The organism is Enterobacter mori, assembly GCF_025244905.1.
In the GTDB taxonomy this organism is placed as follows: Bacteria; Pseudomonadota; Gammaproteobacteria; order Enterobacterales; family Enterobacteriaceae; genus Enterobacter; species Enterobacter mori_A.
In genome coordinates, this window is the sequence record NZ_CP104285.1 from 753140 (window position 1) to 771393 (window position 18254).

15 protein-coding genes are annotated in these 18254 nt (G+C 54.9%); 6 read left to right on the top strand and 9 right to left on the bottom strand.

Annotated features, from left to right (window positions below; genetic code table 11):
* Positions 1-2: 2 nt before the first annotated feature.
* Positions 3-746, bottom strand: coding sequence for a cell division protein ZapD (zapD, locus tag N2K86_RS03575; RefSeq protein ID WP_010426958.1), 744 nt, complete (start codon positions 744-746; stop codon positions 3-5).
* Positions 746-1366: a dephospho-CoA kinase gene (gene coaE, locus N2K86_RS03580; RefSeq protein ID WP_260660491.1), complete on the bottom strand. Its 621-nt coding sequence runs from the start codon at positions 1364-1366 to the stop codon at positions 746-748. The genes zapD and coaE overlap by 1 nt, the downstream gene beginning before the upstream one ends.
* Positions 1367-1594: 228 nt before the next feature.
* On the opposite strand from coaE, the gene N2K86_RS03585 reads away from it, so the two are divergent.
* The gene (locus tag N2K86_RS03585; protein WP_042718208.1) at positions 1595-2638 is read left to right on the top strand and encodes a GMP reductase; all 1044 of its coding nucleotides are present in this window, start codon (positions 1595-1597) and stop codon (positions 2636-2638) included.
* A 43-nt stretch (positions 2639-2681) separates the two neighbouring features.
* Here the strand turns inward: N2K86_RS03585 and hofC are convergent, their stop codons facing one another.
* From hofC to nadC, 4 genes are all read right to left on the bottom strand, one after another.
* Positions 2682-3866, bottom strand: a complete 1185-nt coding sequence (gene hofC, locus N2K86_RS03590; RefSeq protein WP_260660492.1) for a protein transport protein HofC — start codon at positions 3864-3866, stop codon at positions 2682-2684.
* Positions 3856-5238, bottom strand: coding sequence for a type II secretion system protein GspE (gene gspE / locus N2K86_RS03595; protein ID WP_260661626.1), 1383 nt, complete (start codon positions 5236-5238; stop codon positions 3856-3858). Before gspE ends, hofC begins: the two co-directional genes overlap by 11 nt.
* A 12-nt stretch (positions 5239-5250) precedes the next feature.
* On the bottom strand, positions 5251-5688 hold the full coding sequence (gene ppdD / locus N2K86_RS03600; protein ID WP_010426947.1) for a prepilin peptidase-dependent pilin: 438 nt from the start codon (positions 5686-5688) through the stop codon (positions 5251-5253).
* A 173-nt stretch (positions 5689-5861) separates the two neighbouring features.
* Complete coding sequence (nadC, locus tag N2K86_RS03605; RefSeq protein WP_260660493.1) at positions 5862-6755, bottom strand: carboxylating nicotinate-nucleotide diphosphorylase; 894 nt, start codon at positions 6753-6755, stop codon at positions 5862-5864.
* Between the two features lie 87 nt (positions 6756-6842).
* Between nadC and ampD the strand changes: the two genes are divergently transcribed.
* Both ampD and ampE read left to right on the top strand, forming a co-directional pair.
* Positions 6843-7394, top strand: a complete 552-nt coding sequence (ampD, locus tag N2K86_RS03610) for a 1,6-anhydro-N-acetylmuramyl-L-alanine amidase AmpD (protein ID WP_260660494.1) — start codon at positions 6843-6845, stop codon at positions 7392-7394.
* A 9-nt stretch (positions 7395-7403) separates the two neighbouring features.
* Positions 7404-8258: a beta-lactamase regulator AmpE gene (gene ampE / locus N2K86_RS03615; RefSeq protein ID WP_260660495.1), complete on the top strand. Its 855-nt coding sequence runs from the start codon at positions 7404-7406 to the stop codon at positions 8256-8258.
* A gap of 18 nt (positions 8259-8276) precedes the next feature.
* Here the strand turns inward: ampE and N2K86_RS03620 are convergent, their stop codons facing one another.
* From N2K86_RS03620 to aroP, 3 genes are all read right to left on the bottom strand, one after another.
* Complete coding sequence (locus tag N2K86_RS03620) at positions 8277-9227, bottom strand: glycoside hydrolase family 43 protein (RefSeq protein ID WP_260660496.1); 951 nt, start codon at positions 9225-9227, stop codon at positions 8277-8279.
* A gap of 10 nt (positions 9228-9237) precedes the next feature.
* On the bottom strand, positions 9238-10635 hold the full coding sequence (locus N2K86_RS03625) for a glycoside-pentoside-hexuronide (GPH):cation symporter (protein ID WP_010426938.1): 1398 nt from the start codon (positions 10633-10635) through the stop codon (positions 9238-9240).
* A 165-nt stretch (positions 10636-10800) separates the two neighbouring features.
* On the bottom strand, positions 10801-12171 hold the full coding sequence (aroP, locus tag N2K86_RS03630) for an aromatic amino acid transporter AroP (protein ID WP_260660497.1): 1371 nt from the start codon (positions 12169-12171) through the stop codon (positions 10801-10803).
* 537 nt (positions 12172-12708) lie between these two features.
* Between aroP and pdhR the strand changes: the two genes are divergently transcribed.
* The 3 genes from pdhR to aceF all read left to right on the top strand — a co-directional run bounded on the left by pdhR (position 12709) and on the right by aceF (position 18165).
* Positions 12709-13473 carry a pyruvate dehydrogenase complex transcriptional repressor PdhR gene (pdhR, locus tag N2K86_RS03635; RefSeq protein WP_006173806.1) on the top strand — a complete coding sequence of 255 codons (765 nt, stop codon included), beginning with the start codon at positions 12709-12711 and terminating at the stop codon, positions 13471-13473.
* 121 nt (positions 13474-13594) lie between these two features.
* Positions 13595-16258 (top strand): pyruvate dehydrogenase (acetyl-transferring), homodimeric type, encoded by a 2664-nt coding sequence (gene aceE / locus N2K86_RS03640; RefSeq protein ID WP_260660498.1) that lies wholly within the window; start codon positions 13595-13597, stop codon positions 16256-16258.
* Positions 16259-16272: 14 nt separating this feature from the next.
* Positions 16273-18165 (top strand): pyruvate dehydrogenase complex dihydrolipoyllysine-residue acetyltransferase, encoded by a 1893-nt coding sequence (aceF, locus tag N2K86_RS03645; protein ID WP_260660499.1) that lies wholly within the window; start codon positions 16273-16275, stop codon positions 18163-18165.
* Positions 18166-18254 lie beyond the last annotated feature (89 nt).

Sequence of the window (18254 nt, forward strand, 5' to 3'; positions counted from 1 at the left end):
CCTTAACAACAGGCCAGTTCAAAATCGAGGCGTTCCGGCACGGTGCCATTTTCACTGTCCAGCGGCATAAAGCGAATCGCAAAACGACTCTTATGCCCCGAAATTTGCGGGTAAAGCTGCTCACCCAGCGATAAATTCAGGCGTAACAGATCGGCATCATCCCCATTATCCTGGTAGAAACCGTTCAGGCTGGTTTGCTTGCGGAACGGGGCTGAGTTACGGATAAGATCGAGGATAAGCGAGAGCGTTTGATTCATTGGCTCCAGACTTGCCAGCCAGCTGTTCACCTGCGCGTCACGCTGTGCCTGCGGCATATGTAGCCACATGTGCAGGGTTGGCAGGTCGAAGCTGCAGCAACCGCCAGGGATGCTGAGACGCTGGCGCACCAGCGCGATCAGACGATCTTCACGCAGAAACTGCCCGACGCGTGGCGCGGCCATCAAAATGGCGCTGCTGCTTTTCAACTGCTGGCGGAGCGCGTCGATACGGCTCTGATCGACACCCGGCACTTCTGTCCATGCCTGTAATTTACGCTGCTGGCGCTCCAGCTCTTTGAGCAATTCAGTGCGGACATCGCCGCGTTCAATCACATCCAGCAGATCGCCAACGTTGCGGAAGAAATGCAGGGCGGTGGCATGATCGTTAACAGGCAGATGATGCGAAAGCTGTTGAATGAGAAATTCGATGCGCAGCCAGGTACGCATTTTTTCGTTAAGCGGGTGCTCAAAAAGGATGTGGGTCGACATTATGGTTTTTCCTGTGCAACGGTCTGCGCGGCGAACGCCAGATACTGCGCGTGCAGACGGGCAACATCCGATGCAATGGCATCTGGTGCGCCGTTATTATCAATAACATCATCCGCAACGGCAAGGCGCTGAGCGCGCGTGGCCTGTGCGGCAAGAATTTTTTCAGCATGTTCACGTGAGACCCGATCCCGCGCCACGGTTCGCTGGATTTGCGTCTCGGGAGTGACATCGATGACCAAAACCCGATCGGCTTTATTTTGCAGCTGATTTTCTACCAACAGTGGAACGACCCAGAGCACATAAGGCGAACGTGCTGCAGCAATCTGACGCTGGGTTTCCTGATGGATAATGGGATGGAGCAGGGCATTAAGCCAGGCTTTTTCTGCAGAATCAGAAAAAATGCATTCTCGAAGCTGGCGGCGATTGAGCGTGCCATCCGCATTGAGGATGATAGGGCCAAAGTGTGACTCGATGGCCTTGAGTGCGGCTGTATTTGGCTCTACCACCTGACGGGCAATGATATCGGCATCAATAATCGTGATACCCAGACGAGAAAACGCGTCCGCAACGGTACTTTTGCCACTACCGATGCCGCCGGTTAATGCGACGATATACCCCATTAAATCGGATCCTGGGAATTATTCATTATTAAAATCAATTGGTTGAAATTCAAACTTCCTACCGCGAGTGTTTAGCTCTCGTTACCTGCTTTTTATCAGGTAAATTTATAGGATTGTAGCGTAAAAAAAGAGAATTTCGCAGTCTTGCGGAGCAGGTATTAGTGCGTATGATAACGTCACTGGAGTTGTGCTTTTAACATATTTGCCTCTAACCCCAGGAATCTGCACATGCGTATCGAAGAAGATCTGAAGTTAGGTTTTAAAGACGTTCTTATCCGCCCTAAACGCTCTACACTGAAAAGTCGCTCAGACGTTGAACTCGAACGTCAATTCACCTTTAAACATTCCGGTCAGACCTGGTCTGGCGTGCCGATTATCGCTGCCAATATGGATACGGTCGGTACCTTTGAGATGGCAACGGCGTTGGCACAGTTCGATATTCTCACCGCGGTCCACAAACACTACAGCACCGAAGAGTGGAATGCGTTTGTCGCCTCTGCATCCGCGGATGTGGTGAAGCACGTGATGGTCTCTACCGGTACCTCAGATGCGGATTTCGAAAAAACTAAACAGATCCTGAACGCTAACCCGGCGCTTAGTTTTGTTTGCATTGATGTGGCGAATGGTTATTCCGAACACTTCGTACAGTTTGTCAGCAAGGCGCGTGAAGCCTGGCCGACTAAGACCATCATTGCGGGCAACGTGGTGACCGGTGAAATGTGTGAAGAGCTGATCCTCTCCGGTGCAGATATTGTAAAAGTAGGTATTGGTCCGGGTTCCGTATGTACCACGCGCGTGAAAACCGGTGTGGGTTATCCGCAGCTGTCTGCCGTTATTGAATGTGCAGATGCCGCGCACGGCCTGGGCGGTCAGATCATCAGTGACGGTGGTTGCACCATGCCGGGTGATGTTGCGAAAGCCTTTGGCGGCGGTGCGGATTTCGTAATGCTCGGCGGTATGCTGGCAGGCCACGAAGAGAGTGGTGGTACCGTCGTTGAAGAAGATGGCGAGAAATTCATGCTGTTCTACGGTATGAGCTCTGAATCCGCCATGACCCGTCACGTCGGTGGCGTGGCAAAATACCGTGCGGCAGAAGGCAAAACCGTGAAGCTGCCTCTGCGCGGCCCGGTTGAATACACCGCCCGCGATATCCTCGGCGGCCTGCGCTCTGCCTGCACCTATGTGGGAGCATCCCGCCTGAAAGAGCTGACGAAACGCACAACGTTTATTCGCGTTCAGGAACAGGAAAACCGCGTTTTCAATAGCCTGTAATACCGCTGGCTGGCGCATGTCCGTGCGCCAGCACTATTCTGTACTATCCCACACTCATGGCATCCCCCAGGTGGAATATTGGCAGATACATTGCCACCACCAGCGTGCCGATAATCAACCCTGTCACAATCAACAACAGTGGCTCCAGAAGCGCAGCCAGATTGTCTGCTTGTTGAAATGTCTGTTCCGTATGATGACGAGCAAGGTTTGCCAGCATCACATCAAGCGCACCAGCGGTTTCACCGGTTCGAATCAGCTGTATGCATAGCGGTGTGAAGACAGACGCCTGCTGAAAGGCTGACCATACGGGCATTCCTTGCTCGACATGTTCGCGTACCTCCCGCAGTTTGGTTTGCCAGTACCCGCTTTCAACCGTCTCTTCCACACTTTCTAGCCCCTGCAAAAAAGCGATCCCGGCTTGCTGGGTTAATGACAACACGGTAAATATCTGCCCCAATTTTTGCCCGCGCGCCAGCGCGCCCATCACGGGCAGATGCAGCAGCATGTGCTGCCAGCGCGGATGTCGTCGTAGCTTACAGGCGACAACAACCAAAATAAGAAGCAGGGCAAAAAGCGTGACATTGTGCTCCTGAATAACGGCGGCTAACCCCATAACAGCCTGCGTGAGCCAGGGCAGGGGAGTATTAAATGTTTTATAGATCGCGGCGAACTCGGGAAGCACCAGGGTCACCATTGCCAGCACCACCAGCGCTGCAAGGGTCAGAATGATCGTGGGGTAGCGCAGCGCCTTTTTGACTTTTGCACCAAGCTGCTGCTGGGCTTTTTGTTGCTGTGCGAGTTGGCGACAGCACTCCTCCAGCTTTCCCGTCAGCTCGCCTGTCTTTACCATCGAGACATAAAGCGGGCTAAACACCTCCGGCCATTTATTCATTGACGCAGAGAAGGCACAGCCTTCGCTGAGATCGTCAGCAAGGCTGCGAAGCAGAGCCTGCCAATGCGTTAACGGATGCTGTTCCGCCAGCATTTGCAGACTGTGAGACAACGTCAGGCCAGCCTGCAGCAGCGTCGCGAGCTGGCGAAAGATATCGTAGCAGTGATGACGCTGCCATCGAGGACGCTGAAACGACCGATTAAGCGCCAGCGGATGAAGATGCCGTTGTTCTAAGCTGCTGCAAGCGGCTTCACGACTGACGGCCCAAAGCGTGCCCGTGTGGATTTCACCCTCCGCAGTAATCGCCCTCCAGCGCCAGAGTTGATTAACAGCCATCGGGCATTCCCATGACACGGACTAACTCTTCGATCGTGGTGAGCCCTTCTTCTACAGCCATACAGCCATGCTCAAACAGCGATGTCATTCCTGCCTGACGGGCGCTGCCTTCTATCACTTCTATGGTTGCTCCGCTGGCAATCGCCTGCCGAAGCGTGCTGTCGATGGACAGCACTTCAAAAATCGCCACGCGGCCATAAAAACCGTGATAACAGCGTTCGCAACCTGTAGGTTGCCAGCGCGGAAGCGGCCTGGGCCAAAGGGCGCGAGGTAATTCTTCACGGCCGCTGGCTTCATGGCGACAGTGGGGACACAGGCGGCGAACCAGCCGCTGGGCAATCACCAGCGAAAGCGCTGAGGAGATCATCCACCGGGCGACCCCCATTTGTTGAAGACGAATAAGCGTCTCCGCTGTTGAATTGGTATGGAGCGTAGACAGCACCAGATGCCCGGTCTGCGCGGCCTTGATGGCGATCTCTGCGGTGTCGCCGTCACGGATTTCGCCCACCATGATGATGTCGGGATCCTGACGAAGCAGTGCTCGCAGCACGCTCTGGAAGGTTAATCCCGCTCGGGGATTAATCTGTGTCTGGTTCAACCCGGCAAGCGGGATCTCAATCGGATCTTCCACGCTGCAGATGTTGACGTCCTGGGTGTTACGCGCCTGCAACGCGCTGTATAGCGATACGGTTTTCCCGCTGCCGGTGGGGCCGGTCACCAGGATCAAGCCTTGCGGGCGATGAAGGGCCTCGTTAAAGCAGACCAGCTGTTCGGCATTCATTCCCAGCTTAGCGGGTTCCAGCGCCTGTTGAACCTGATGCAGCAGGCGCAGCACAATTTTCTCACCACCGCTGCAGGGGAGCGTAGAGATACGGAAGGAGACCGGCTCGTTGGCTACCTCAACCGTAAACTGACCATCCTGAGGCAAACGCCGCTCCGCAATATCCAGATTGCCCAACACCTTTAAGCGCGCAATGAGCATGGTCGCCAGCGCCGCAGAGAGCGGCGGCTGCGGGCAAAGCACGCCGTCGATGCGTAAACGAATCTGGCAGGCGTGCTCCATCGGTTCAATATGAATGTCGGATGCGCGTTGGCTTATCGCCTGCTGCAACGTGTGGTTGAGGATATCTACCGCGGAGTGTGGTGCTGACACGACGGGGAGATGAGATTGTGACGCCATCTGCCGGTGCTTTTCCATGCGTTCAACGCTCCAGCATTCGATATCAATCCGTTTTTGCGTCGCGAAACGCAATGCTTCCATCAGTTCATTGCCGGGATTTCCCGCTACGGCAATGCTGATCATCTCGGTATCGCTGGTCAGTAGCACGGCGTGATGACGCTGGCATAGTGCGACAAGTTGCTCGGTATTCATCATCCGCTCCCGTTAGTGAGTGTCGAAGCGGAAAACGTCTTCACAGGCCTGCTTGAGTGCGCTGTCAGAGTCGATCTTGCAGTCACGCGTCCAGCCCGTCATGCCATTGCCGTCGCTCCAGAGCGGCGTCATGAGAACCTCCAGCCCGTTCAGGCTCTCCTGCCCCGTTAACGACACGACGCCTTTAGCCACGCTCATCGCTGAAACATAACGTGTCGTCGTCGGAGAGGGGATGCCGTTCGTTCCCGCATCACAACGCTCCACGCCACCGTGGTCCAGTGCGCAAAGCTCAATAGCAGTGCGATAAGGGACAAACGTTTGCAGCATATCGGTGAGTGCGGCTTTTCGCAGGTAGTTCTGGTATGCGGGTATGCCGATGGCGCTCAGGATGGCAATAATGCCAATCACCACCATTAGCTCAATGAGCGTGAATCCTTTTTGTCTGTTCATGTCTGCTCCTTAGGTTAAGTGCCGCCACCCTGGCAGGGAGAGGAAGCAGAAACGAGGGGCAAAAAAGGAAACGTGAAGGGGCTTTCAGGGATTTAACGTAGCGTTACAGGGAAGGGCAACAGATTTGCGATGAAGGCTGTGATTCCCCCTTCGCGTGAAGGGGGAGAATGGGATTACTTAAAGCGCATTGAGAGATCGAGAGCCCGCACATGCTTGGTGAGGGCACCTACGGAGATAAAATCAACGCCGGTTTCCGCGAATTCACGGATGGTATCGAACGTCACGTTGCCGGATACCTCAAGCTGCGCCTGTCCGTTCGTCAGTTTTACCGCCTCACGCATCTGCTCGGTTTCAAAGTTATCCAGCATGATGATGTCTGCCCCGGCCTTAATCGCCTGCTCAAGCTCGTCCAGATTTTCCACTTCCACTTCAACCGGCACGTCCGGGTGCAGCCAGAAGGCTTTCTCCACCGCCTGACGCACGGAGCCCGATGCAATAATGTGGTTCTCTTTAATCAGGAAGGCATCAGACAATCCCAGACGATGGTTTGCGCCGCCGCCGCACAGCACCGCGTATTTCAGCGCGGTACGAAGGCCCGGCAGGGTTTTGCGGGTGTCCAGCAGCTGAGTGCGGGTACCGACCAGCAGGTCAACATAGCGACGTACTTCGCTTGCTACCCCGGACAAGGTCTGGACGAAGTTCAGCGCGGTGCGTTCGCCGGTGAGCAGCACGCGGGACGGGCCATCAAGCTCAAATAGCGGCTGGTTCGCCGTGACGGTGTCGCCGTCCGCCACATGCCAGGTTACCTGCACATCATCGCCTGCCAGCTGGGTAAAGACCTCTTCAACCCAACGCTTGCCGCAAAAAACGCCGTCTTCACGCGTGATGATGACCGCGTGGGAGCGCGTCTCTTTTGGCAACAGCTGTGCGGTAATATCGTTGTCGGCACTGACGTCACCGCCCAGGTCTTCTTTCAACGCATGGGCAACGCTTGCCGGGATATCCATGTTAATACGTTCCAGAAGCGCTTCACGTCGGTGGTCGGGGTTGTAGCGGCGAGGCGGCATGATAAAACTCCAAATTGGTAACGAATCATAATATTGAAACATGCTACTCTGAACCGAGTAACAGCACCATACATAAGGAGTTCCAGCATGTTGTTAGAAAACGGATGGCTGGTGGATGCGCGGCATGTGCCTTCGCCGCACCACGATTGCCGCCCGGAGGATGAAAAGCCCACACTGCTGGTGGTTCATAATATTAGTCTCCCGCCGGGGGAATTTGGCGGCCCGTGGATTGATGCGTTATTCACGGGAACGATAGATCCCGATGCGCATCCTTTCTTTTCTGAGATTGCGCATCTGCGCGTGTCGGCTCATTGCCTGATTCGTCGCGATGGTGAAGTGGTTCAGTATGTTCCCTTTGATAAACGCGCCTGGCATGCCGGGGTGTCGATGTATCACGGGCGCGAACGGTGCAATGATTTCTCCATTGGGATTGAACTGGAAGGCACGGATACTACGCCCTACACCGATTCGCAGTATCAACAGTTAGCGGCCGTGACCCGAACGCTTATCGGGCTCTATCCGGCCATCGCCGACAATATTACCGGGCACAGCGATATCGCTCCGGCGAGAAAAACCGATCCCGGCCCGGCATTTGACTGGTCCCGGTTTCGCGCCATGCTCGCCACGTCGTCAGAATAAGGAGATACCATGACGTTGTTTACCATGCTGCTGGTTATCATCGCTGAACGCCTGTTTAAACTCGGCGAGCACTGGCATCTGGATCATCGGCTGGAGGTGATTTTCCGCCGCATTAAGCATTTTTCCATGCTGCGTACGCTGTTGATGATGGCGGGCGTCATGCTTATTACCTTCCTGCTCCTGCGTTCGCTGTACGGGCTGTTTTTCAACGTGCCGCTGCTGGTGGTGTGGATCCTGCTTGGGGTGCTGTGCATTGGTGCAGGCAAAGTGCGTATGCACTATCACGCTTATCTTAAAGCCGCCTCCCGTGACGATGCCCATGCGCGCGGAGCCATGGCGAGCGAGCTGACGATGATCCACGGCGTGCCGCCGGACTGCGACGAGCGCGAGTTTCTGCGCGAGCTGCAAAACGCGCTGCTGTGGATTAACTTCCGCTACTATCTGGCTCCGCTGTTCTGGTTCGTGGTGGGTGGCCCGTGGGGGCCGGTACTGCTAATGGGGTATGCGTTCCTGCGCGCCTGGCAGACATGGCTGGCCCGTTACCTGACGCCGCATGAACGCTTGCTGTCAGGCATTGATGCCATCCTGCACGTGCTTGACTGGCTTCCGGTGCGTCTGGTAGGTGTGGTGTACGCGTTAATTGGTCACGGCGAAAAAGCGCTGCCTGCATGGTTCGCCTCGCTTGCCGACCGCCATACGTCGCAGTACCAGGTGTTAACGCGTCTGGCGCAGTTCTCGCTGGCGCGTGAGCCGCATACCGACAAAATTGAAACGCCGAAAGCCGCTGTCTCCATGGCGAAGAAAACGTCGTTCGTGGTGGTGGTTGTCGTGGCGTTGTTGACTATCTACGGCACGCTGGTGTAAGCCAGCGCGCCGCAAAAACTAAAGCGTATCCGCGGGCGGGATGCCAAAGTCAGGCATCCCGTTTTCGTCCCAGCGGATAAGCTTCAGGCGGGTGTGGCGGTTAGGATCGTACAGCGGGTCGCCCTCATTTTCGGTATAATTACGCGCGTGATACACGAGCACATCTTCCCCTTCCGGCGTTTGCGTAAAGCTGTTATGGCCCGGCCCATACTGGCGGTTTTCATAGCTGGTGACAAACACCGGGCGAGACGATTTATGCCAGTTTGCCGGGTTTTGCGGATCGGCATTCAGGTCTATCCACAGTAGCCCCATGCAGTAGTTCTCGTCTGTGGCGCTGGCGGAATAGCTGATAAACAGCTTATCGCCGTGAACCAGCACCGCCGGTCCTTCGTTGACCCAGAACCCACGACACTCCCAGTCATACTCCGGCTTGCTGAGCATCACCGGCGCGCCTTTCAGCGTCCAGGGGTTCTCCATTTCACACAGATAAAGATTGGAGTTCCCGGAGATGTCCGGTGCTTTTTGCGCCCACAGATACCAGCGTTTCCCCTGATGAACAAAGGTGGTAGCGTCCAGCGCGAAGGTGTCGAACTGCGTTTTTATCTGACCTTTTTCCGTCCACGTACCGGTGAGCGGATCGCCGTCGGCACACTCCAGCGCAAACATGCGGTGCTGGAACATCCCGAGTTCGTCAAGCGCCTGGGTGTGCGTTGCCGCAAAGTAGATGTACCACTTGCCGTCAATGTGGTGCAGTTCCGGCGCCCAGATCAGCTGGCTCATCGGGCCGGTCTCGGGTTTGCGCCAGACCACCACTTCTTCAGCATGACGTAAGCCTTCCAGCGACGCTGCGCGGCGGATCGCCAGCCTGTCGTACTGCGGCACGGAGGCGATAAAATAGTACTGCCCCTCGTGATGCAAAATATACGGATCGGCGCGTTGTTCAATAAACGGGTTTGGCCACTGATGCATTTGGCTCTCCTTATTTTGTCTCTGCGGCTTTCAGTTCCTGATAGTCGCTCAGTTCACGGTAATTGGTGCGACGTTTTTCCAGGTCTTCCTGAATGCGTTTCATCGTTTCACGGTCTACCTTCAACAGACGCACCACGCCCGCGGTAATTAAGTATCCAATGCCGGGAATGACGGTAAAGAGCAGCACGATCCCGTTGATGGCATCCGCGCTCTGCGCTTTTGCGCCCGCGTCATAACCGTACCAGGAGAGCAGGAAGCCGACCATTGCCCCGGCAATCGCCAGCCCCAGCTTCAGGAAGAAAATGTTGCCGGAGAAGCTGATCCCGGTAATGCGTTTCCCGGTCTTCCACTCGCCGTAGTCGTCCACGTCGGCCATCAGCGACCAGTGCAGCGGAGACGGGATCTGGTGCAGGATGTTAAGCAGGAAGTAGAGCACCACGATGGTGACGGTCGCTTTCGGGTCGAAGAAATAAAAGGCGCAGGAGAAAATCGCCAGCACGATATTGGTCCAGAAGAAGACCTTCAGCTTACACCAGCGGTCGGTCAGCACTTTAGCCAGCACGCTGCCGAGCATCATGCCGACCACGCCCAGGCTGATAAACAGCGTGGCGAAGTGGGTGCTCTGGCCCATCACCCAGGTGACGTAATACATGGTGGCCGCCATGCGGATAAAGCCGGGGCAGACGTTGCACAGGGTCAGGAGCAGAATGCGTACCCACTGGTCGTTTTTCCACACGTCTTTCAGATCGTTTTTCAGCTCATCGTTGGTTTGCACCGCCGGGCGCACGCGCTCGCGCACGGTAGAGAAGCTGAACAGGAACATACAGGTCCCAATCAGGGCCAGGACGGTCATCGCCATCTGGTAGCCTTTGGCCTTGTTGTCCCCGCCAAACCAGTCGGCCATTGGCAGCAGCGTTAATGAGAGCAGCAGCGTGGCGATACCGACCATCACAAAACGATACGACTGGCAGGCGACGCGCTCTTTCGGATCGTTGGTGATCACGCCACCCAGCGAGCAGTAAGGAATATTGATTGCCGTGTAGGTCAGCGACAGCAGGAAATAGGTGACAAACGCATAGATAACTTTGCTGTTATAGCTCCAGTCTGGCGTGGTGAACATCAGGATGCTGAACAGCGCGTAGGGGAAGGCGATCCACAGCAGCCATGGACGAAATCGGCCATATTTACTGCGGGTACGGTCGGCAATCGCCCCCATAATCGGGTCCGTTACGGCGTCAATCACGCGGACGGACAGCAGCAGCACGCCGACCAGCGCAGGTGCCAGGCCAAAAATATCCGTATAAAAATAGTTAACAAACAGCATGATGGCGCCGAAGATGATGTTGCATCCCGCGTCGCCCATCCCATAGCCGATCTTTTCTTTTACTGACAGTTTGTTGTTATCCATCGACAGCTCTCCGGTTTACGGTATGGAGAGAATTATTCGCTGGCAAAGGAATATATGCGTTGCAGGATAAAGGCGGTGATATGGATGAAACGGCTGAAGGCCTGAATTTGTGAGGAAGGTAACAACACGCTGTACCCGCTCAAAACGGGTACAGCGCAGAGAGGCTTAGTGCGCTTTCACGGCTTTCTGGTTCTTCTGTTTCACCATGTAGCCCACGCCGAGGATCGCAATCCAGACCGGGATCAGGTAAACGGAAATCGCCATGCCCGGAGTGATCAGCATGATCACCAGCACGGCCGCCATAAACGCCAGGCACACCCAGTTACCCAGCGGGTAAAGCAGGGCAGGGAAGCGCGTGGTGATGCCTTGCTGCTGCTTGGCGCGGCGGAACTTGATGTGCGCCAGGCTGATCATCGCCCAGTTAATCACCAGAGCAGAGACCACCAGCGCCATCAGCAGGCCGAAGGCTGACTCCGGCGCCAGGTAGTTGATCAGCACGCACAGCGCCGTGACGACTGCAGACACAATAATGGTGTTCACCGGCACGCCGCGCTTATCAACGTTGAGCAGCGCTTTCGGAGCGTTGCCCTGCTGAGCCAGACCAAACAGCATGCGGCTGTTGCAGTATACACAGCTGTTATAAACGGACAGCGCCGCGGTCAGAACAACCACGTTGAGTGCGTTTGCTACAAAGGTATCGCCCAGCTCGTGGAAGATCAGCACAAACGGGCTGGTGTCAGCGGTTACGCGGGTCCACGGCAGCAGGGAAAGCAGCACGGCCAGCGAGCCCACATAGAAGATCAGAATGCGGTAGATAACCTGGTTAGTGGCTTTTGGAATGCTTTGCTCCGGGTTGTCGGCTTCAGCGGCTGTGATGCCCACCAGCTCAAGGCCACCGAAGGAGAACATAATGATAGCCATCATCATTACCAGGCCGGTCATGCCGTGAGGCAGGAATCCGCCCTGTTCCCAGAGGTTGCGCACGGTTGCCTGTGGGCCGCCGTTGCCGCTGAACAGCAGCCAGCCGCCAAAGATAATCATCGCCACTACGGCAATGACCTTGATGATGGCAAACCAGAACTCCATTTCACCGAACACTTTTACGTTGGTCAGGTTAATGGCGTTAATAATGACAAAGAAAGCCGCTGCGGAGGCCCAGGTTGGGATCTCGGGATACCAGAACTGAATGTACTTCCCGACGGCGGTAAGCTCAGCCATGGCAACCAGGACGTACAGCACCCAGTAGTTCCAGCCAGAGGCGAAACCGGCAAAGCTGCCCCAGTATTTATAGGCAAAGTGGCTGAACGAGCCTGCGACCGGCTCTTCAACGACCATCTCACCCAACTGACGCATAATCAAAAAGGCAATAAAGCCTGCGATTGCGTACCCCAAAATAATGCCCGGACCGGCTGACTGGATAACGGACGCGCTGCCGAGAAACAGGCCAGTACCGATAGCACCACCCAGTGCAATGAGCTGTATGTGGCGGTTCTTAAGCCCGCGCTTTAGCTGATCGCCGTGCTGTTGAGCTTCCATTTGAAACCTCGTGTGTGGTTGTTATGTTCACGCTGTGCGTGTGTAATTATGAAAATCCATATTCTGTATTTATTTCTTTACGGTTAACGAGACCGAAAAAAGCGGAGATGACTTCCGTAGGCGCAAGAATAGTGGTAAGCGCCTGTGAATGCACCTGCTTTATGAAGGGCTGATGACGACTTGAATAAAAAGAAAGCATTTGTAAATCGGTCCGCTCAGTCTTCCTAACCCAACCTATAGAATAGAAATGCGCCAGAAGTGGGCGAATTTTCATTATTTGCGTTGTTGAATCGCTTCAGATTGCAAAAACCCTCGTTTCATTATGGTTAAAACTCCCTCTTAAGGAGTAATCAACTCATTTGTGCAAAGTTACATTTCTGAAACGTTATTTCTGTAAGGTTGTTAAAATGTGCAGGGTTTACTGATTTCAATCAAAACCAATATGGACAGAAGGTGAATACTTTGTTACTTTAGCGATACGAAATAGAAATTGGTAAGACCAATTGACTCCGGGCAAAAAGGCGTAAGACAGGGAATATGGCCTACAGCAAAATTCGCCAACCAAAACTATCTGATGTGATTGAGCAGCAGCTGGAGTTTTTAATCCTCGAAGGGACTCTGCGCCCGGGTGAGAAACTTCCGCCAGAACGCGAGCTGGCAAAACAGTTCGACGTTTCACGTCCCTCTCTGCGTGAGGCGATTCAACGTCTCGAAGCAAAGGGCTTGCTGCTTCGTCGCCAGGGCGGCGGAACCTTTGTGCAAAACAGCCTGTGGCAGAGCTTCAGCGATCCGCTGGTAGAACTTCTCTCTGACCACCCAGAATCCCAGTTTGATCTGCTTGAGACCCGTCACGCGCTTGAAGGTATTGCGGCCTATTACGCCGCCCTTCGCAGCACTGATGAAGATCGCGTGCGTATCCGCGAGCTGCATCAGGCCATTGAACGGGCACAGCAGTCCGGCGATTTAGACGCCGAGTCCAGCGCCGTCGTCCAGTATCAAATCGCCGTCACCGAAGCGGCCCACAACGTGGTGCTCCTCCATCTGCTACGCTGCATGGAGCCGATGCTGGCCCAGAACGTTCGTCAGAATTTTGAATTGTTGTATGCCCGTCGGGAAATGCTCCCACTGGTAAGCAACCATCGCACCCGAGTATTCGAGGCGATAATGGCCGGGGAACCGGAGCAGGCGCGCGAAGCGTCGCACCGCCATCTGGCTTTCATTGAGGAAATCTTGCTGGACCGCAGCCGTGAACAATCGCGTCGCGAACGTTCATTACGCCGCATACAGCAACGAAAGGATTAAGCGCCGATATTTTAGAGCGCGGCAACTAAACGCAGAACCTGTCTTATTGTGTTCTTGCCCAAGAGCACAATGGGACAGGTTCCAGACAAATCAACGTATTAGATAGATAAGGAATACCCCCATGTCAGAACGTCTCCAAAATGACGTGGATCCGATCGAAACTCGCGACTGGCTACAGGCGATCGAATCGGTCATCCGTGAAGAAGGTGTTGAGCGCGCTCAGTATCTGATTGATCAGCTGCTTTCTGAAGCCCGCAAAGGCGGTGTGAAGGTTGCTTCAGGTGCAGGGGCTAGCAACTACGTAAACACGATTGCCGTCGAAGACGAACCGGAATACCCGGGCAATCTGGATCTGGAACGTCGTATCCGTTCTGCAATCCGCTGGAACGCCATCATGACCGTTCTGCGCGCATCTAAGAAAGACCTGGAACTGGGTGGCCACATGGCGTCCTTCCAGTCTTCTGCAACCGTTTACGAAGTGTGCTTCAACCACTTCTTCCGTGCAGCGAACGAGAAAGACGGCGGCGATCTGGTGTACTTCCAGGGCCACATCTCTCCGGGCATCTATGCACGTGCATTCCTGGAAGGTCGTCTGACTGAAGAGCAGATGAACAACTTCCGTCAGGAAGTTCACGGTAAAGGTCTGTCTTCTTACCCGCACCCTAAACTGATGCCTGAATTCTGGCAGTTCCCGACCGTATCTATGGGTCTGGGCCCAATCGGTGCGATCTACCAGGCTAAATTCCTGAAATACCTGGAACACCGTGGTCTGAAAGACACCTCCGAGCAGACCGTTTACGCCTTCCTGGGCGACGGCGAAATGGATGAGCCAGAATCCAAAGGTGCGATCACCATCGCAACCCGTGAGAAGCTGGACAACCTGTGCTTCATCATCAACTGTAACCTGCAGCGTCTGGATGGTCCGGTAACCGGTAACGGCAAGATCATCAACGAACTGGAAGGCATCTTCGCAGGTGCTGGCTGGAACGTGATTAAAGTCATGTGGGGCGGTCGTTGGGATGAGCTGCTGCGTAAAGACACCAGCGGTAAACTGATCCAGCTGATGAACGAAACCGTTGACGGCGACTACCAGACCTTCAAATCCAAAGACGGCGCCTACGTGCGTGAGCACTTCTTCGGCAAATATCCTGAAACCGCAGCCCTGGTTGCAGACTGGACTAATGAGCAGATCTGGGCCCTGAACCGCGGTGGTCACGATCCGAAGAAAGTCTACGCTGCACTGAAAAAAGCGCAGGAAACCAAAGGTAAAGCGACTGTAATCCTGGCCCATACCATCAAAGGTTACGGCATGGGTGATACCGCAGAAGGTAAAAACATCGCTCACCAGGTTAAGAAAATGAACATGGACGGCGTGCGTTATATCCGCGACCGTTTCAACGTTCCAGTGACCGATGAGCAGGTAGAAAACCTGTCTTACATCACCTTCCCGGAAGGTTCTGAAGAGCACAAGTACCTGCACGAACGTCGTCAGGCGCTGAAAGGCTACCTGCCGGCTCGTCAGCCTAACTTCACCGAGAAGCTGGAACTGCCGGCGCTGGAAGACTTCTCTCAGCTGCTGGAAGAGCAGAACAAAGAGATCTCTACCACTATCGCCTTCGTTCGTGCCCTGAACGTGATGCTGAAGAACAAGTCGATCAAAGATCGTCTGGTGCCAATCATCGCCGACGAAGCGCGTACTTTCGGTATGGAAGGTCTGTTCCGTCAGATCGGTATTTACAGCCCGAACGGCCAGCAGTACACCCCGCAGGACCGTGAGCAGGTTGCATACTACAAAGAAGACGAGAAAGGCCAGATCCTGCAGGAAGGTATCAACGAGCTGGGCGCAGGCGCATCCTGGCTGGCTGCTGCGACCTCTTACAGCACCAACAACCTGCCGATGATCCCGTTCTACATTTACTACTCCATGTTCGGGTTCCAGCGTATCGGTGACCTGTGCTGGCAGGCAGGCGACCAGCAGGCTCGCGGCTTCCTGGTAGGCGGTACTTCCGGACGTACGACCCTGAACGGTGAAGGTCTGCAGCACGAAGATGGCCACAGCCACATTCAGTCTCTGACTATCCCTAACTGTATCTCTTACGACCCGTCTTACGCGTACGAAGTGGCCGTCATCATGCACGACGGTCTGACCCGTATGTACGGTGAAGCGCAAGAGAACGTTTACTACTACATCACCACCCTGAACGAAAACTACCACATGCCGGCAATGCCAGCAGGTGCCGAGGAAGGTATCCGTAAAGGTATCTACAAACTCGAAACCCTCGAAGGTAGCAAAGGTAAAGTTCAGCTGCTGGGCTCCGGTTCTATCCTGCGTCACGTACGTGAAGCAGCACAGATCCTGGCGAAAGACTACGGTGTGGGTTCCGACGTGTACTCTGTGACTTCCTTCACTGAACTGGCGCGTGATGGTCAGGATTGTGAGCGCTGGAACATGCTGCACCCAATGGAAACCCCACGCGTTCCGTACATCGCTCAGGTGATGAACGACGCGCCAGCGGTGGCGTCTACTGACTATATGAAACTGTTCGCTGAGCAGGTTCGTACTTACGTTCCAGCTGATGATTATCGCGTTCTGGGTACTGACGGCTTCGGTCGTTCTGACAGCCGCGAAAACCTGCGTCACCACTTCGAAGTTGATGCTTCTTACGTGGTTGTAGCAGCACTGGGCGAACTGGCTAAACGTGGCGAAATCGATAAGAAAGTGGTTGCGGATGCAATTACCAAATTCAACATCGATGCAGAAAAAGTTAACCCGCGTCTGGCGTAAGAGGTAAAAGAATAATGGCTATCGAAATCAATGTACCGGACATCGGGGCTGATGAAGTTGAAATCACCGAGATCCTGGTCAAAGTGGGCGACAAAGTTGAAGCTGAACAGTCGCTGATCACCGTAGAAGGCGACAAAGCCTCTATGGAAGTCCCGTCTCCTCAGGCTGGCATCGTTAAAGAGATCAAAGTCTCTGTGGGCGATAAAACCGAGACTGGCAAACTGATCATGATTTTCGATTCCGCCGACGGTGCAGCAGCAGCTGCACCTGCGCAGGAAGAGAAGAAAGAAGCCGCTCCGGCCGCCGCTGCTCCAGCAGCTGCCGCGAGCGCGAAAGAAGTGAACGTGCCTGACATCGGCGGTGACGAAGTTGAAGTTACTGAAATCCTGGTGAAAGTGGGCGACACCGTTGCGGCCGAGCAGTCACTGATCACCGTAGAAGGCGACAAAGCCTCTATGGAAGTGCCAGCTCCATTCGCCGGTACCGTTAAAGAGATCAAGATCAACACCGGCGACAAAGTGTCTACCGGCTCTCTGATCATGGTCTTCGAAGTGGCGGGTGCAGAAGGCGCCGCTGCGCCAGCACAGGCCGCTGCTCCGGCTCCGGCTGCTGCACCAGCAGCTGCTGGCGGTGCGAAAGACGTTAACGTACCGGACATCGGCGGTGACGAAGTTGAAGTGACCGAAGTGATGGTGAAAGTGGGCGACAAAGTTGCCGCTGAACAGTCACTGATCACCGTTGAAGGCGACAAGGCTTCCATGGAAGTCCCTGCGCCGTTCGCGGGTACCGTTAAAGAGATCAAAATCAGCACCGGCGACAAAGTGTCTACCGGCTCTCTGATCATGGTCTTCGAAGTGGAAGGCGCTGCGCCTGCCGCAGCTCCGGCTGCACCGGCACCGGCTGCTGCACCGGCTCAGGCTGCTAAACCTGCTGCGGCGCCTGCTGCGAAAGCGGAAGGCAAATCTGAGTTCGCTGAAAACGACGCTTACGTCCACGCCACCCCGCTGATTCGCCGCCTGGCGCGCGAATTCGGTGTGAACCTGGCGAAAGTGAAAGGGACGGGCCGTAAGGGACGTATCCTGCGCGAAGACGTTCAGACTTACGTGAAAGACGCGGTGAAACGCGCCGAAGCTGCACCAGCTGCAGCCGCTGGCGGCGGTATCCCGGGCATGCTGCCATGGCCGAAAGTGGACTTCAGCAAGTTCGGCGAAATCGAAGAAGTGGAGCTGGGCCGTATCCAGAAAATCTCTGGTGCTAACCTGAGCCGTAACTGGGTGATGATCCCGCATGTTACGCACTTCGATAAAACCGATATCACCGATCTGGAAGCGTTCCGTAAACAGCAGAACGCCGAAGCTGAGAAGCGCAAACTGGACGTGAAATTCACCCCAGTGGTCTTCATCATGAAAGCCGTTGCCGCTGCCCTTGAGCAGATGCCACGCTTCAACAGCTCCCTGTCCGAAGACGGTCAGAAGCTGACGCTGAAGAAATACATCAACATCGGTGTTGCGGTTGATACGCCAAATGGTCTGGTTGTTCCAGTCTTCAAAGACGTGAACAAGAAGAGCATTACCGAGCTGTCCCGTGAACTGACCACCATCTCCAAAAAAGCGCGTGATGGTAAGCTGACTGCCGGCGAAATGCAGGGCGGCTGCTTCACTATCTCCAGCATCGGCGGCCTGGGTACCACCCACTTCGCGCCGATCGTGAACGCGCCGGAAGTGGCTATCCTCGGTGTGTCCAAGTCCGCGATGGAGCCGGTGTGGAATGGCAAAGAGTTCGTGCCGCGTCTGATGATGCCAATCTCTCTGTCCTTCGACCACCGCGTGATCGACGGTGCTGATGGTGCGCGTTTCATCACCATCATCAACAACACCCTGAGCGACATTCGCCGCCTGGTGATGTAATCGAAAAGCCGGCCAGTCGGCCGGCTTTTTTCTGATAATCTCATGGGGTTTGTGAGGTTATTGGCGAAAGCGACAATTCGTGAGCCGTT

Coding starts and splice junctions, on each gene's coding strand:
- zapD (WP_010426958.1), bottom strand. CDS start 746: ATGTCGACCCACATCCTTTTTGAGCACCCGCTTAACGAAAAAATGCGT.
- coaE (WP_260660491.1), bottom strand. CDS start 1,366: ATGGGGTATATCGTCGCATTAACCGGCGGCATCGGTAGTGGCAAAAGT.
- N2K86_RS03585 (WP_042718208.1), top strand. CDS start 1,595: ATGCGTATCGAAGAAGATCTGAAGTTAGGTTTTAAAGACGTTCTTATC.
- hofC (WP_260660492.1), bottom strand. CDS start 3,866: ATGGCTGTTAATCAACTCTGGCGCTGGAGGGCGATTACTGCGGAGGGT.
- gspE (WP_260661626.1), bottom strand. CDS start 5,238: ATGAATACCGAGCAACTTGTCGCACTATGCCAGCGTCATCACGCCGTG.
- ppdD (WP_010426947.1), bottom strand. CDS start 5,688: ATGAACAGACAAAAAGGATTCACGCTCATTGAGCTAATGGTGGTGATT.
- nadC (WP_260660493.1), bottom strand. CDS start 6,755: ATGCCGCCTCGCCGCTACAACCCCGACCACCGACGTGAAGCGCTTCTG.
- ampD (WP_260660494.1), top strand. CDS start 6,843: ATGTTGTTAGAAAACGGATGGCTGGTGGATGCGCGGCATGTGCCTTCG.
- ampE (WP_260660495.1), top strand. CDS start 7,404: ATGACGTTGTTTACCATGCTGCTGGTTATCATCGCTGAACGCCTGTTT.
- N2K86_RS03620 (WP_260660496.1), bottom strand. CDS start 9,227: ATGCATCAGTGGCCAAACCCGTTTATTGAACAACGCGCCGATCCGTAT.
- N2K86_RS03625 (WP_010426938.1), bottom strand. CDS start 10,635: ATGGATAACAACAAACTGTCAGTAAAAGAAAAGATCGGCTATGGGATG.
- aroP (WP_260660497.1), bottom strand. CDS start 12,171: ATGGAAGCTCAACAGCACGGCGATCAGCTAAAGCGCGGGCTTAAGAAC.
- pdhR (WP_006173806.1), top strand. CDS start 12,709: ATGGCCTACAGCAAAATTCGCCAACCAAAACTATCTGATGTGATTGAG.
- aceE (WP_260660498.1), top strand. CDS start 13,595: ATGTCAGAACGTCTCCAAAATGACGTGGATCCGATCGAAACTCGCGAC.
- aceF (WP_260660499.1), top strand. CDS start 16,273: ATGGCTATCGAAATCAATGTACCGGACATCGGGGCTGATGAAGTTGAA.